The 14,207-nt window shown below is 70.2% G+C and carries 18 protein-coding genes; 9 read left to right on the forward strand and 9 right to left on the reverse strand.

Features of this window, described 5'->3' with window-relative positions; genetic code table 11:
• Window positions 1-55: 55 nt before the first annotated feature.
• From CNX65_RS30090 to CNX65_RS30100, 3 genes are all read right to left on the reverse strand, one after another.
• Complete coding sequence (locus CNX65_RS30090) at window positions 56-1,075, reverse strand: hypothetical protein (protein WP_157767901.1); 1,020 nt, start codon at window positions 1,073-1,075, stop codon at window positions 56-58.
• Window positions 1,076-1,165: 90 nt separating this feature from the next.
• A complete protein-coding gene (locus CNX65_RS30095; protein WP_096496758.1) occupies window positions 1,166-1,444 on the reverse strand; it encodes a hypothetical protein in 279 nt (92 codons plus the stop codon).
• A 9-nt stretch (window positions 1,445-1,453) separates the two neighbouring features.
• Complete coding sequence (locus CNX65_RS30100; protein WP_096496759.1) at window positions 1,454-3,142, reverse strand: sodium:solute symporter family protein; 1,689 nt, start codon at window positions 3,140-3,142, stop codon at window positions 1,454-1,456.
• Window positions 3,143-3,256: 114 nt separating this feature from the next.
• Between CNX65_RS30100 and CNX65_RS30105 the strand changes: the two genes are divergently transcribed.
• Complete coding sequence (locus CNX65_RS30105) at window positions 3,257-3,958, forward strand: hypothetical protein (RefSeq protein ID WP_096496760.1); 702 nt, start codon at window positions 3,257-3,259, stop codon at window positions 3,956-3,958.
• A gap of 21 nt (window positions 3,959-3,979) precedes the next feature.
• On the opposite strand, the gene CNX65_RS30110 is transcribed toward CNX65_RS30105, so the two are convergent.
• Window positions 3,980-4,309, reverse strand: a complete 330-nt coding sequence (locus tag CNX65_RS30110; protein WP_096496761.1) for a hypothetical protein — start codon at window positions 4,307-4,309, stop codon at window positions 3,980-3,982.
• Window positions 4,310-4,529: 220 nt separating this feature from the next.
• Here CNX65_RS30110 and CNX65_RS30115 point away from each other — a divergent pair, with 220 nt between their 5' ends.
• Both CNX65_RS30115 and CNX65_RS30120 read left to right on the forward strand, forming a co-directional pair.
• Window positions 4,530-5,387: a helix-turn-helix domain-containing protein gene (locus CNX65_RS30115; protein ID WP_096498077.1), complete on the forward strand. Its 858-nt coding sequence runs from the start codon at window positions 4,530-4,532 to the stop codon at window positions 5,385-5,387.
• 15 nt (window positions 5,388-5,402) lie between these two features.
• Window positions 5,403-5,588, forward strand: coding sequence for a DUF397 domain-containing protein (locus CNX65_RS30120; protein ID WP_096496762.1), 186 nt, complete (start codon window positions 5,403-5,405; stop codon window positions 5,586-5,588).
• Here the strand turns inward: CNX65_RS30120 and CNX65_RS30125 are convergent, their stop codons facing one another.
• The 3 genes from CNX65_RS30125 to nucS form a co-directional block, all read right to left on the reverse strand.
• The gene (locus CNX65_RS30125) at window positions 5,589-6,011 is read right to left on the reverse strand and encodes a hypothetical protein (protein WP_157767902.1); all 423 of its coding nucleotides are present in this window, start codon (window positions 6,009-6,011) and stop codon (window positions 5,589-5,591) included.
• A 110-nt stretch (window positions 6,012-6,121) separates the two neighbouring features.
• A complete protein-coding gene (locus CNX65_RS30130; RefSeq protein ID WP_157767903.1) occupies window positions 6,122-8,074 on the reverse strand; it encodes a TIR domain-containing protein in 1,953 nt (650 codons plus the stop codon).
• A gap of 18 nt (window positions 8,075-8,092) precedes the next feature.
• On the reverse strand, window positions 8,093-8,752 hold the full coding sequence (gene nucS / locus CNX65_RS30135; RefSeq protein WP_015804815.1) for an endonuclease NucS: 660 nt from the start codon (window positions 8,750-8,752) through the stop codon (window positions 8,093-8,095).
• Window positions 8,753-8,930: 178 nt separating this feature from the next.
• Between nucS and CNX65_RS30140 the strand changes: the two genes are divergently transcribed.
• Both CNX65_RS30140 and CNX65_RS30145 read left to right on the forward strand, forming a co-directional pair.
• A complete protein-coding gene (locus CNX65_RS30140) occupies window positions 8,931-9,467 on the forward strand; it encodes an NUDIX domain-containing protein (RefSeq protein ID WP_096496765.1) in 537 nt (178 codons plus the stop codon).
• Window positions 9,464-10,042 carry a GNAT family N-acetyltransferase gene (locus CNX65_RS30145; RefSeq protein WP_198320568.1) on the forward strand — a complete coding sequence of 193 codons (579 nt, stop codon included), beginning with the start codon at window positions 9,464-9,466 and terminating at the stop codon, window positions 10,040-10,042. The genes CNX65_RS30140 and CNX65_RS30145 overlap by 4 nt, the downstream gene beginning before the upstream one ends.
• 75 nt (window positions 10,043-10,117) lie before the next feature.
• Here CNX65_RS30145 and CNX65_RS30150 read toward each other — a convergent pair whose 3' ends face one another.
• Complete coding sequence (locus tag CNX65_RS30150; protein ID WP_096496766.1) at window positions 10,118-10,885, reverse strand: enoyl-CoA hydratase-related protein; 768 nt, start codon at window positions 10,883-10,885, stop codon at window positions 10,118-10,120.
• A 58-nt stretch (window positions 10,886-10,943) separates the two neighbouring features.
• Here CNX65_RS30150 and CNX65_RS30155 point away from each other — a divergent pair, with 58 nt between their 5' ends.
• From CNX65_RS30155 to CNX65_RS30170, 4 genes are all read left to right on the forward strand, one after another.
• Window positions 10,944-11,474 (forward strand): cysteine hydrolase family protein, encoded by a 531-nt coding sequence (locus tag CNX65_RS30155; protein WP_096496767.1) that lies wholly within the window; start codon window positions 10,944-10,946, stop codon window positions 11,472-11,474.
• Window positions 11,475-11,569: 95 nt separating this feature from the next.
• Window positions 11,570-11,866, forward strand: a complete 297-nt coding sequence (locus tag CNX65_RS30160) for a hypothetical protein (protein WP_015804820.1) — start codon at window positions 11,570-11,572, stop codon at window positions 11,864-11,866.
• A gap of 92 nt (window positions 11,867-11,958) precedes the next feature.
• Window positions 11,959-12,348 (forward strand): hypothetical protein, encoded by a 390-nt coding sequence (locus CNX65_RS30165; protein WP_232520069.1) that lies wholly within the window; start codon window positions 11,959-11,961, stop codon window positions 12,346-12,348.
• 16 nt (window positions 12,349-12,364) lie between these two features.
• Complete coding sequence (locus CNX65_RS30170) at window positions 12,365-12,886, forward strand: DUF3558 family protein (RefSeq protein ID WP_232520221.1); 522 nt, start codon at window positions 12,365-12,367, stop codon at window positions 12,884-12,886.
• Window positions 12,887-12,942: 56 nt separating this feature from the next.
• Here CNX65_RS30170 and murA read toward each other — a convergent pair whose 3' ends face one another.
• Window positions 12,943-14,199 carry a UDP-N-acetylglucosamine 1-carboxyvinyltransferase gene (murA, locus tag CNX65_RS30175; protein ID WP_096496770.1) on the reverse strand — a complete coding sequence of 419 codons (1,257 nt, stop codon included), beginning with the start codon at window positions 14,197-14,199 and terminating at the stop codon, window positions 12,943-12,945.
• Between the last annotated feature and the right edge of the window lie 8 nt (window positions 14,200-14,207).

Genomic DNA, 14,207 nt, shown 5'->3' on the forward strand with positions numbered 1-14,207 from the left:
ACGATCGGGTGTTACCGAACGGTAACGGGTTGTGCTCCCCCTGTCACGTCCCCGTTCAGCCCCGAGGCAGCTTCGCGACCAGCGCCTTGGCCACGGTGGTGACCGTCTCGCACCGGTCGTACTGGACCTCCTTGGACCCCGAGGTGGTGAGCCGGGCGACCTCGGCGCCGCCCGCGCCGAGGTCCCGGTGCGTCCACTCGATCTTGCAGCTGGGGAACGCCGAGCCGGACTCGTCCAGCTTGCGCCCGGTGACGCCGCCGCCGAGGTCGACGTCGACGGTCTTGTCGCCGGGCAGCTTCCTCGGCGCGACGGCGACCTGCTGGAAGGCCAGCATCAGGCTGCGCTCGCGGCTGCTCCAGCTGCACGTGGGCAGGCCGAGCGGGATCTCCAGCACGTTCGAGCCGGACGCGTTGATCGCGGCCTCGACCACGGCCGGGTCGGGCGCGCGGCACGGGTCGACGGAGGCCAGCGACCCCTTGGGGTTGGTCCGGAGCGCCGAACCGGCCTTGACCCGCTTGATCGCCGCCGACAGCAGCTCGCGGCCGATCTCGCAGTTGTTCTCGCTCTTGTAGCTGATCTGCGCGGTGAGGTCCATGGGCGGCTCGTCCTGGAACACGCCGGAGACGAAGCAGGCCTGCCCCTCCAGCACGTTCTCGCCGAGCTTGAGGCCCTCGATGCGCTTGTCGGACTTCGCGTAGAGCGCGGACGAGCTGCGGAACGCCAGGGTGACCGACAGGCTCTTGCCCGCCTTGTCCTTCATGTAGTTGCTGCACTCGCCGAAGTTGTTGCCGGTCAGCTCGGCGGGCGTGCCGTGCTTCCTGAGCACGGTCTCGTCCACCAGCTTGCACACGTCCGTGGCGCGCAGCTTCTCGCCGGAGAACTCGGCGGACACCGGCGTGCCGACCGATCCGGGCGGGACGCCCTCGTCGGTGCTGCCGCCGTTCTCGTCCGCGCTGTTCGCGGCCCCGGCGTCGAGCGTCTCCCTCGGGTACGGGGAGTGCTTGGCGAGGTCGGTCCCGGAGCACCCGGCCACGACGAGGAGCAGGGCGCAGAGCACGGCGGCGGATCGGTGCACGAACTGCACGGTAGCGACCGTTCGGGTCCGGCGTGGCGGCATCGGGGTGTTCCGCCTCACGATGCGATCACAACACGCTCCGGGAACGATTCAGATGCCCCCTTCCCGCGCGTCCGCCCCCTCCCCCTCGGTCACGTCCTCCGGGTCCGGCACCACGAGCGGTCGCAGCGCCGTCCAGGCCCCGAAGGCCGCGGCCACCACGACCATGCCGACCCCGGACCACAGGTTCACGTTCCACCCGTCCGCCTTCGCGAGGTCGGCGTCGTCGGTGAAGCCGAGCCCGACCACCACCAGCACCACCCCGTACACCGCGAACAGCGCCGCGATCACCAACCGCAGGTCGAACAACCCGGCAGTTCCGCGTGCCACGACTCCCCCTCAGCTGAAAACGATGTTGAGCACGGCGGTCAGCAGCAGGACGCCGCCGCCGAGCAGGGCGGGCGACCGGTACCAACCCGCGTCCTCGCCCTCCGTGCCGTGCGCGAGGTCGCCCTTGGGCGTGAGCCCGTAGACCAGCCCCGACAGCCGCTCCCGCGGCACCGGCTCGGTGAACAGGGTGACGACCACGCTGACCACGATGTCGACCACGAACGCCGCGGCGGCGCCCAGGAAGCTCGCGCCCTGGCCGGGCAGGTCGAGCACCCCGGTCTCGGCGAGCGCGAACACCAGCACGGCCGCGAGCGTGCCCGCGACCAGGCCGGTCCAGCCCGCCGCGGCGGACATCCGCTTCCAGAACATGCCGAGGATGAACGTGGCGAACAGCGGGGCGTTGAAGAACGAGAACAGGGACTGGATGTAGTCCATGATGTTCCCGTAGCCGGCGGCCAGGAACGCGGTGCCGATGGCGATGACCGTGCCGCCGATCGTGGCCCAGCGGCCGACCTTCAGGTAGTAGCCGTCGGGCCGGTCCTTGCGGACGTAGTCCTGCCACAGGTCGTAGGTGAACACCGTGTTGAACGAGGACACGTTCGCCGCGACGCCCGCCATGAACGAGGCGAGCAGGCCGGTGATGGCGACGCCGAGCATCCCGTTGGGCAGCAGGTCGCGCATGAGCAGCGGCAGCGCGTTGTTGTAGGTGACGCCGCCCGCCGCCTCGCCCGCCTTGAGCGCGCTCACCTCGGGCACGACGACGGCGGCGATGATGCCGGGGATGACGATGACGGCCGGGATCAGCGCCTTCGGGTAGGCGCCGATGATCGGGGTGCGCTTGGCCGCCGACATGCTCTTGGCGGACAGGGCGCGCTGCACCTCGGCGAAGTTCGTCGTCCAGTAGCCGAAGGACAGCACGAACCCGAGGCCGAACACGATGCCGATGACGCTCAGCACCGGGTTCTCGAACCCGGTCAGCTCGGTCGCCGGGTACGCGGACAGCTGCTCCTCGCCGCCGGGGCCCGCGGTGACCTTGTCGACCAGGCCCTGCCACCCGCCGACCTTGTGCAGGCCCGCGATGGTGAGCGGCAGCAGCGCGGCGATGATCACGAAGAACTGGAGGACCTCGTTGTAGATCGCGGCCGAGAGCCCGCCGAGGGTGGTGTAGGCCAGCACGATCAGCGCGGCGATCACCACGGACAGCGGGATGGGCCAGCCGAGCAGCAGGTTCAGCAGCAGGGCCAGCGCGTACAGGTTGACGCCCGCGATGAGGACCTGGGCGACGGCGAAGCTGATCGCGTTGACCAGGTGCGCGCCCTTGCCGAAGCGGCGGCGCAGGAACTCGGGGACGCTGCGGACCTTGGAGCCGTAGTAGAACGGCATCATCACCAGGCCGAGGAACACCATCGCCGGGATGGCGCCGACCCAGTAGTAGTGCATGGTCGCCATGCCGTACTGGGCGCCGTTGGCGGCCATGCCGAGCAGCTCGATCGCGCCGAGGTTGGCGGACACGAACGCCAGGCCGGTGACCCAGGCGGGCAGGGAGCGCCCGGACAGCAGGAAGTCCAGGCTCGTGGACACGGAGCGGCGGGCGAGGAACCCGATCCCGAGCACCACGACGAAGTAGAGGGCGAGCAGGGCGTAGTCCAGCGCCCCCGCGTCCAGGCGGAGATCAGCCTCCGCAGCCAGCACGGGCACCTTCCGTTCACCTCCGGTAACGCAGAGCATCACAGGGTCTCCGGGATCTCGCGACCCGGAGTGGTGTCGAGCACCGGTATGAACTACCCACCTTCAAACCACGTACTCCATTAGGTGGACCATCAAACCGAAAGCGCTGCTCAGGGGGTCGCGTACCGGTCGCGGGAGCTGCTGCCCAAGGAGCTGGACGCCTACACCGCCGCGGGTGGGTACGACCTGCGGTTCCTGATCCGCGACATCGGCTACCCCGAGGACCCGGTGTGCGTGAGCCACCACCCCGGCGCGCTGGCCGCCCACCAGGACGCGGGGAGGCTGGTGCTGCTGCGGCACCGCAGCGGTCCGGCGGACTTCGCGGGCGGCTACAACGCGGGCGTGGTGCACGCGCGGGCCGCGCTGATCGACGCGCGCACCCAGGGCTACCCGGAGCACCTGCCGCTGCTGTTCACCTGCGAGGCGAGGCCGAGGAGCGGCCCGGTGGACTACCTGCGCGGCGCGGCGGCCGTGCTGGGCGTGGAGCGGACGTGGCTGGCGGGTCAGCGCGACGTGGTGCACCTGGCCCAGGACGAGGGCGCGGCGGGCGGCTTCCTGCTGCTCGACGGCGGCGACCCGAGGGAGGGCATCGCGCTCTCCCGCAGGCCGGACGGCCACATCTACCCCGGCCGGGTTCGGGCCGACCTGATCGACTGCCACGTGCCGCTGTCGGTGTTCGACCGGGGCACGGTCCTGGAGCAGCTGGCGGCGAGGCTGGACCTGTCCAGGGAGGGCGTCCACGAGGCCCTCCTGCGCGCCCGCGCGGGCGCCCGCGCCTGCGCCTGACCACTCGTGGGCGGGGACGGCTCAGCCGTCCCCGCCCACCCCCTCCTCGGGGCCGCCCACCCACACCAGGTGCGCCCGGTTCCCGCCGGTGATCTCGAACAGCTGCCGCGCGCCCTCGGCGTCCTCGGACGACATCCGCACCCCGCCGCCGACGGCGGCGCTCTCGGCCCGGTCGGCGTACTCCAGCCCGTACCCGACCACCCGCGCGTCGCTCCGGTCGCCGATCTCCTCCACGACCGCGAACAGCCGCGGCGCGCCGACCTCGGCGACCTCCCGCACGTACGCGCCGAACGCCGCGTCCAACGCCGCGTCCCGGTCACCGGTGCCCGCTGTGCTCGTGCTCTGGTTCACGAATACGTCCCTCTTCCGGGTCAAGCCCTGCCGAGTTCCCCAGGTGGCCGCGGCGGGTTGACGGATCACCTCCGCAGCGTCGTGCAAGGATGCCTGCACAAGAGAATAAGTGCAAGCCTTGCATAAGCGAGGGTTGCACTTGCGGTCGAGTTTGAGGTGATCCCGAAACACAGCCACACTTGCGTGGCTCCCGAGGGGAGTTGGGGAAGAATTGGAGATCGTGGCCGCGAAGAAGAGCACTCCGACGATCCGCCTGCGCAGGCTGGCTCGTCAGCTCAGGCTGCTGCGCGAGGACGCCGGGCTGAGCCGCGAGGAGGTCGAGGAGCAGACCGGCATCAACCAGGCCACCATCTACCGCATCGAGACCGCGAAGGTCCGTCCGCAGAACCGGACGCTGATGACGATGCTGACCACGTACGGCTGCCCCGAGCAGGAGCAGGCGGCGATGCGGGCGCTGTCGAAGGAAGCGACGAAGCCGGGCTGGATCCGGCCGTGGCACGAGACCCTGTCCGCGGACTACACGACGTACATCAGCTTCGAGGCCGAGGCGCAGGGCGTCCGCAACTACTCGTCGCTGTTCATCCCCGGTCTGCTCCAGACCGAGGACTACGCCCGCGCGGTGATCAGCGGCGTGCTGCACACGGCGTCCGCCGAGCAGGTGGAGAACCGGGTGAAGGCGCGCCTGGGGCGCCAAGCGCTGCTGATCGGTGCGAACCCGCTCAAGCTGTGGGTGGTCATCGACGAGGCGGCGCTCCGGCGCTCGGTCGGCGGCCCCGAGGTCATGCGGAAGCAGCGGCAACACCTGGTCCGAGCCGCCGAGGCCCCCAACATCACCATCCAGGTCCTCCGCTTCGACGACGGCGCGCACCCAGGGATGCCGGGCGAGTTCATCGCGCTGGAGTTCGAGGACCCGATGGACAGCGACCTGGTCTACATCGACAGCCAGGCGGGCGAGGTCTTCCTGGAGTCGGACGCCGACCTCAAGCGGTTCCGGAACACCTTCGACCACCTGGTCGCGATGGCGTCCAGCCCCAAGGACTCGGCGGCGTTCATCGCCAAGATCGATCCGAGTGATTGAGAAAGGCTAGAGATCATGCACGAGACAGGTCTGCCGGATGCGCCGTGGCGCAAAAGCAGCTACAGCGGCAACGGCGCGAGCTGCGTCGAGATCGCCCCCGCAGGCGACACGATCGCTGCTCGCGACTCGAAGAACCCGACAGGTCCGGTGCTGCTGTTCCCCGAGGTGAGCTGGTCGACCTTCCTGCACTCCCTGCGCTGATCACCTGGTGAGGACGAACGGGGCCTGGGCGCGCACGGGCCCAGCCCCGACGTCGATGAACACCTGGGCCCCGACGCCGCGCAACGATCCGGGCACCTTCACCGAGACCCGCTCGAAGCGCCCGGCCGCGTCCACCACCCCGCCCCCCACGGCAACCCCGTGAAAGGTGATGACCACCCGCTCCCCGGCGGGAAACCCGTCCCCGCTGACGAACACCTCGTCCCCACCTCCACCGGACACGGGATCGGCGACGACCCTCCCGCTCCCCACCACGGGCGCGGAAGCGGGCGCGACGGAGAAGCTGACCGGCGAGCTGAGCGGCAGAGCAGAAGGCAGGGGCATCCCCCCACCCTCGTCCCCGACGCACCCGCCCGCAGCACCCACGACCAGGCCAACCACCACGAGCACCAGCCGTCTTCGCACCGAGGACCTCCTCAGCCACCGGGTCAGGGGCTCAGCAGCGTATCCCCGCACCACCCCCTCACCACGCGCCCGAACAGGCCATCCTCGAACTCTGCCCGTGGGGGCAGTCCTCAGCGGGAGGACAGCAAGGCGGCGACCAGGCGCTCGAACTCGCCGTCACGGGTGTAGCAGTAGCGGTTCGGGTCCCGCAGGAACGGCCGGAGGCTCCCCTCCAGCGAAACGGACTCGTCCAGCAGCAGCGGAATGATGGAACCACCGTTGTCCCGGTCGAGGTCCAGGTGCACCATCGCTTCAACCTCCTGCTTCGCCCACCGTGCTTCGTGGAAGGACTCGCTCACGCAAGCGAGCAGATAGCGCGCCTTCTTCAAGCCGCTCTCGATGGCTTCGACGGACTTCGCACCGAGCCGCACCTCTTCCCTGTCCAGCCACACCCGCAGCCCGGCCGCGCGCAGGCGCTCGTAGATCTCCAGGACAACAGGCTTGTCCTTCGAGGAGTGGCACAGGAAGAGGTCGTACTCGTACTCGCCGGATTGTCCACCCAACTCGCGCTCGAGGGCTTTCTTCATCACCTCCTGCTGTTTCACGGACAGCTCTTCGATGCCCGCTTCCAACACCCTGAGAATGATCACCGGCTTCTCGTGGACGCGGTAGGACCGCGTTCGCGTGGACAGTAATCCCGGTAATTCGCACCAGAGCACCGGGAAGCTCATGCTGTTCAGCACCTCCTTCCCGCGCTCCTCGTCCTGGACCTGACCGGCGACCAGGATGAAGATCCCGGTGCGCTGCCCCTCCGCACTCCGGATGTCCTCCAGGCTGTGGTTGAGCCCCGGCGGCTTCCGGATCAACTGGCAGTGGCGCTTCAGCCTCTCCACCGAGCGCCTCCACACCTCCCGCTCGTCAAGGGCGTCCTCAGGCGGTTTCCTGCCGAGCAGGTAGTCCGTGTTGTCGCAGATGTGCTCCAGCACCCGACCGGTGATGAACTTGTCGATGCCCTCACGGGCCCGCGCACCGTCACTGCTGTGCGACAGATTCTTGTTGATCTCTTCGTTGGAGTAGGACAACAGCGAGACATCGGTCAGGGCAACCAGGTCGGCGGTTCGGGTGCGCGCCAAGGCGTAGGCCAGTTCACCGGCGACCTCGCCCTTCCCGATGCGGTGCATGGGCTTGGCTTCCTCGGACTCCTTGCCCTCGGACCGGTAGACGCCGAGCTCGCCCGCCAGGATCACGAAGAGCGAATCTCCCGTGTCACCGAATCGGCAGACCCGCTCACCCGCCCGTCGCTCGACCAGCTGTCCCAGTCGGACGACCTTCTCCAGCAGTGCGTCGTCGAAGTAGCCGAGAAAGGGGTTCACAGTCTGGTCGCGCAACGATCGCAGACCGCCGAGCCTCTTCACCGCCCCCAACGCACCCGCGACCTGCTCGTTGTTGACGTCGGCCTGCCATATGCGCTTCACATACCGGATGACGCCCCAGGCATCCCCCTTTTTGACACTTTCCGCCAAACCGTTCTGATCGCTCTCCTGCAGGGAGAACCACCGCGAATCGATCTTGTCGGAGGACAGGAGGTACAGCATTTGCTCGGGAAAGTCCGGATTGGGCAGGAGCCAGGGCTCGTGGAACTTCCACTCATCTCCGAGCACCGGCTGGGCTCTTTCCCGGAAGGCGTCCGAGACGACCACCCCGGTGGGCTTGACCCGACTCATCAGCCAGCCCGCGTAGTTGATCGGAGAGCCCACCAGCTGCTCACGCCCGTCGGCGCCGTGGATGCTGGCCACCAGGCCGAAGTGCCCGGTGATCCGGAGGCTGACCTGCTCCTCCTGCGCCCAACCGTGCAGTTCCTCGACGAGACCGACTGCGGCGAGCGGCCAGTCCTCCTCGAGGAACACGACGTGCCCGCCGTCGCCACCGGAGGCCCAGAACACGTCACCGGGCTCGTGCGCGCGGATTAAGTTCCCGACGATCTCGTTGATCCGCTCGACCCGGTTCAACTGCTCGTCATCAGTGGCTGCCGAGTGCCCCACGATGTCGCACGACACGATCGCCACTTCACGAAGTCGTGCCACGACACCTCCAGCCGCGCGTCAGAACAACCGGAACTCGTCCGGCTCGATCCCCCGCAGCGCGTCGTAGTCCAGCACCACGCACCGGATCCCCCGGTCCTCCGCCAGCGTCCGGGCCTGCGGCTTGATCTGCTGCGCCGCGAACACCCCCCGCACAGGCGCCAGCAGCGGGTCCCGGTTGAGCAGCTCCAGGTACCTGGTCAGCTGCTCCACCCCGTCGATCTCACCCCGCCGCTTGATCTCCACCGCGACCGACTTCCCGTCCGAGTCGCGGCACATCAGATCCACCGGCCCGATCGCCGTCGGGAACTCGCGGCGCACGAGGGTCCAGCCGTCGCCGAGGGTGGTCACGTGCTGGGCGAGCAGCTTCTGCAGGTCGGCCTCGACGCCGTCCTTCACCAGGCCGGGTTCCGGGCCGAGCTCGTGCTTGGAGTCGTGCAGCACCTCGTGCAGGGTGATGATCAGCTTCTCGCCCGCCTTGTTCTGCACGACCCACACGTCGGGGTCCTCGATGAGCCAGCACGGCGGGCTCATCCAGTTCAGCGGCTTGTACGCCCGGTCGTCCGAGTGGATCGACACCGAGCCGTCCGCCTTGATCAGCAGCAGCCGCTGGGCCGGCGGCAGGTGTGCCGTGAGGCGTCCGACGTAGTCGACCTGGCAGTGAGCGATGACGAGGCGCACGCGGGACAGGCTACGGGGTGCGACCGCCACCGCACCGGCAGGTACCTTGCGGGTGTCGCGCGGGTGGGGTCCCCGGTGGCGCCTGCACGGGCCTTCGGGCTTCGGTCCCCCTGCCGGGTGGTGGTGTACTTCGGGCTGCGGGCGGGGGCGCCCGCTGGTCGGCACAGGGAGAGTGAGAGTGGAGACGCTCGGGTCACGCCAGGTCTACGCGAACCCGTGGATGACGGTCCGCGAGGACCCGATCCGCAGGAACGACGGCAGCACCGGGATCTACGGCGTGGTGGACAAGCCGGACTACGCGCTGGTGATCCCGCTCGACGGGGAGCGCCTGCGCCTGGTCGAGCAGTACCGCTACCCGATCAAGCTCCGCCGCTGGGAGTTCCCGCAGGGCACGGCGCCGAACCTGGCCGCCGAACCGCCGTCGGTGCTCGCGGCGCGGGAGCTGCGGGAGGAGACCGGGCTGCGGGCGGGCCGGATGGTGGAGCTGGGGGTGCTCGACGTCGCGCCGGGCATGTCCAGCCAGCGCGGCCGGGTGTTCCTGGCGACGGACCTCGTGGAGGGGTTCCACGAGCGGGAGCACGAGGAGCAGGACATGCGCTCGGCGTGGTTCCCGAGGGCCGAGTTCGAGGCGATGATCACGCGCGGGGAGATCACCGACGCGCAGTCGATCGCCGCGTACACCCTGCTCCTGCTGCACGAGAACGCGCAGCCGTGAGGCTCGTGACCGGGGACGGCCTGGGCGGCGCGGCGCCCGCGGGCGGCGGCGGTCCGGTGCGGGACGGCGCGGTGGAGCTGGGTTCCCCGCAGGTGCTGGCCGAAGCGCCGGCGCTGGCGGGGGTGCTGGTGGACGCGGTCGCGGGAGGCGCGTCCCTGGGCTTCCTGGCCCCGCTGACGCACGAGGCCGCCACGGCGTGGTGGCGGGCGCGGGCCGCGGCGGTGGCGAACGGCAGGCAGGCGGTGTGGGTTGCCAGGCGCGGCGGCGAGGTCGTGGGCACGGCGGTGCTGACCCTGGCGCAGGCGGAGAACGGCCGTCACCGCGCCGAGGTGGGCAAGCTGGCGGTCCGCCGGGACGCGCGGGGCGGCGGCGTGGGCAGGTCCCTGCTGCGGGCGGTGGAGGAGGGCGCGGCGTCGCGCGGCGTCGCGCTGCTCGTGCTCGACACCGAGACCGGGTCGCCCGCCGAGGGGCTGTACCGGTCGGCGGGCTGGGCGGAGGTCGGGACGATCCCCGGTTTCGCGGCCGACCCGACCGGTGAGCTGAGGTCCACGACGGTGTTCTACAAGGCGCTGTGACGCCTCGGGCGGCCCGCCGGACCGCTCAGGTCCCGCGGGCCGCCCAGACCGGTCCCCCGCGTCAGTCCACCCGCGTCAGTCCACCCAGCGGGCGTCCCGCTTCTCCAGGAACGCCGCCATCGCCTCGCGCGCGGCGGGGGTCTGCGACGAGGCCGCCATGACCTCGGCCGCGATCGCGTAGGCGTCCGCCTCGGGCCGGTCGAGCTGCGCGTAGATCGTCTGCTTCCCCATGGCCTTGCTCGCCCGGCTGCCGCGGGTGGCGCGGGCCATCAGCTCGTCCACCGCCGAGTCCAGCCACGCGAGCGGCACGACCCGGTTCACCAGGCCCCACTCCAGCGCGGTCTGCGCGTCGATCGGGTCACCGGTGAGCGCCAGCTCCATCAGCCGCTTGCGCCCCACCGAGCGCGCCACGGGCACGGCGGGCGTGTGGCAGAACCACCCGCCACCGCCGCCGGGCAGCGCGAACGAGGCGTCCTCGGCGGCCACCGCCAGGTCGCACGACGCCACCAGCTGGCACCCGGCGGCCGTGGCCACCCCGTGCACCCGCGCGATCACCACCTGCGGCACCGCCTGGATCGTGCGCATCAGCTCGACGCACACCCGCAGCAGCTCCTGCACCCCGCCGAGGTCCCGCTCGGCGACGTCGGCGAAGTCGTGCCCGGAGCAGAACGCGGGCCCGTCCCCGGCCAGCACGACCCCGGCCGCGTCGGTGGCCGCGACCGCGCGGAACGCGGCCAGCAGCTCGGCGAGGTGGTCCCCGGACAGCGAGTTGCGCCGCCCGGCCCGGTCCATGGTGATGCGCACGACGTCACCGGTGCGCTCGACGCTGATGTGCTCGCCCATGCCCCCGACGCTAGTGCCGCGTGATCGCCCCCGCACCGCTGCGACCAGACTCGTGCCCATGGAGACCGCACTGATCGTGATCGACGTGCAGCAGGGATTCGCGGACCCGGTGTGGGGCGCGCGCAACAACCCGGACGCGGAGGCGAACATCGAGGCGCTGCAGAACGCCTGGCGGGGCCCGGTGGTGCTGGTGCGGCACGACTCGGTGGAGGAGGGCTCCCCGCTGCGCCCGGACCGGCCGGGGAACGCGCTGCAGGCGTTCCTGGACGTCGAGCGGGCGGATCTGGTGTTCGGCAAGTCGGTGAACTCGGCGTTCCACGGGGAGGTGGACCTGGACGGCTGGTTGCGCGAGCGGGGTGTGGCGGACGTGGTGCTGGTGGGGATCCAGACGAACATGTGCGTGGAGACGAGCACGCGGGTGGCGGGGAACCTGGGGTACCGGGTGACCGTGGTGTTGGACGCGACGTACACGTTCGACCTGGAGGACCTGACGGCGGACCAGCTGTGCCACGCGACGGAGGTCAACCTGAGGGGCGGCGGCTTCGCCCGGATCGCGTCGACGGCGGAGGTCCTGGCCGGGCTGCGCTGAGCCTGGGCCCTGGCCCCTGGCCCCTGCGCTGAACGGTGTCGTCCCCGTGCCGCGCCGTTGCCGACGGGCACGCACGTGGAGGACCATTCAGGACCGTGACGACGCTCACCCCTGTGCTCCTGCTGGCGGTCGCCTTGGGCCTGCTGGCGCTGGTGCTGCGCTGGGCGTTCGGCGACGACAGACGAGCCGTGCCGGACCACACCGGCACCGACTTCGGCCTGCTCCGCGAGGTGGCCCTGGTCCCCACGGAGGAGGCCGCGCAGGTCCTGCTGTCCCGCCTGCACGCGGCGGGCCTGCGCGCGACCGCCGTCCGGAGGGACGGGGCGCACCTGCTGCTGGTGTTCCCGGCGGACGTGGCGGACGCGAAACTGCTGTTGCGCAAGGGGCCGTGAGAGCGCCGATTTCGGGGCCGCGGGACGGGTGGACGTCCTAGGCTGAGGCCGGGGGGATACCGGAATCACCAGCCCAGGGGGGGGGCAAGATCGTGGAAGCGTGGAGCGCGCAGGCGATGGGCGCGATGACAGCGAACGCCAACAGCCTGGCGCAGTTGGCGTCATCAGGCGGGTTCGCCATCTCGCGCGCGGGGGCGGAGAACTACCTCAAAGCGATCGACGAAGCGCTGCGGAAGCTCGGCGACCTCCGCGGCACGCTGTACGAGCTGCAGCAGGAGACGAAGCTCGGCACGAGTCCCGACGCCATCGCCATGAGCAAGTACAACGTGGAGAACGCCGTAGGTGGAAAGGGCACCATCGGCGTGGTTCCGGCGATCGAGCAGCTCACCATCGCCCTGGGCCAGGCGCGGGAAGCGATGGAGAAAGCGGCAGAGAACTACCGGGAAGTCGAAACAGACGTCTCCAGCAGAATCAAGTATTAGCAGATTGGCCTACACAGTGAAACTGCTCCGCCCTCTCACCGCCTTTCTCCTGATCGCCCTCGCGGGGTGTTCGAGCACCGAACCGGGAAAGCCGTCCGCCGCAGCCACGCAGGAAACCCGCACCGAGTCCAGCAGCGCATCCGCGTCCTCCTCCGCGCAGGACCTGACCAAGCTGGACCCCTGTGAACTGCTGAGCAGAACCGGCAGCGCAGCGCCCTTGGAAGAGATCGAGAAGGTGGACTCCGACTCCTGCAAGGCGTACGTCGGCCGGGACAACTCGATCAGGCTCAGCATCCACGCCGACCTCGGTCTGAAGGACTACGTCCTTGGCAATCAGGCAGAACCCTCGGACGTCACCATCGGCGCCCACGAGGGGAAGCTCGTCAAGAAGGCCCTGACCGGACTGGACTGCAGCGCGGTCATCGGGGTCAGCGAGAAGTCCAGGGTCGACGTCTTCGTGGCGGCCAACATCTCGGTGGACGAAGCCTGCACCCTGGCCACCACGATCGCCACCGCGATCGAGCCCAGCCTCCCCTAGACGCACAAAAGCCCGGCGCCCCCAAACCAGGGCGCCGGGCCGAACCCCGCAAACCCTCAGCCCGAAACCCGCTCCACAGTCGCCCCGAGCTTCCGCAGGTTCTCCACGAACCCCGGATACCCCCGCTCGATGTGGAAGATCTCGTAAACCTCCGTGGCCCCGTCCGCGCACAACCCGGCCAGCACCAACCCGGCCCCAGCCCGAATATCACTCGCCCACACCGGCGCGCTCGACAACCGCTCCACCCCGCGCACCACCGCGTGGTGCCCGTCGGTCCGGGCGTCGGCCCCCAGCCGGACCATCTCCTCGATGAACCGGAACCGCGCCTCGAACAGGTTCTCCGTGATCATCGAAGTCCCCTCCGACACCGCCGACAGCGCGATCGCGAACGGCTGCAGGTCGGTCGCGAAGCCGGGGTACGGCAGGGTCACGAAGTCCACCGACTCCGGTCGCCCCTCCTGCACCACCCGGAACTCGTTCTCCCCCGTCGTCACCGTCGCCCCGGCCGTCCGGAGCTTCTCCAGCACCAGGTTGATGTGCCTCGGGTCCACCCCGCGCACCGTGATGTCACCCCTGGTCATCGCCGCCGCGAACGCCCAGGTCGCCCCCACGATCCGGTCGCCGATGACCCGGTGCTCGGTCGGGTGCAGCTCCGGCACCCCGTGCACGGTCAGCGTCGACGTCCCGGCGCCCTCGATCCGCGCGCCCATCTGCTGGAGCATCACGCAGATGTCGACGATCTCCGGCTCGCGCGCCGCGTTGTCGATCACCGTCGTGCCGTCCGCCAGCACGGCCGCCATCAGGATGTTCTCGGTCGCCCCGACGCTCGGGAAGTCCAGCCACACCTGCGCCCCGTGCAGCCCCTGGGCCTCGGCGACCACGCACCCGTGCTCGATCTCGCTGTGCGCGCCGAGCTTGCGCAAGCCGCTCTGGTGCATGTCCAGCGGCCTGCTGCCGATCGCGTCGCCGCCGGGCAGCGCGACCACGGCCCGCTTGCACCGGCCGACCAGCGGCCCGAGCACGCACACGCTGGCCCGCAGCTTCCCCATCGCCTCCGAGTCGGCCCGGTGGTTCAGCTCGGCCGGGGTGGTGATGGTCGCGATGTCGCCCTCGATCGTCACCTCGCACCCGAGGCTGCGCAGCACGTCCGCCATCAGCGGGACGTCCAGGATCTCGGGGCAGTTCGTGATGGTGGTGGTCCCCTCGGCCAGCAGCGCTGCGGCCATGAGCTTCAGGACGCTGTTCTTCGCCCCGACGACGTCGACCTCGCCGACCAGGCGCGCGCCGCCCTGGACCCGGAAGTGCTCACTCACCAACGAAC

It is taken from the genome of Actinosynnema pretiosum (assembly GCF_002354875.1).
GTDB classification, from domain to species: Bacteria; Actinomycetota; Actinomycetes; order Mycobacteriales; family Pseudonocardiaceae; genus Actinosynnema; species Actinosynnema auranticum.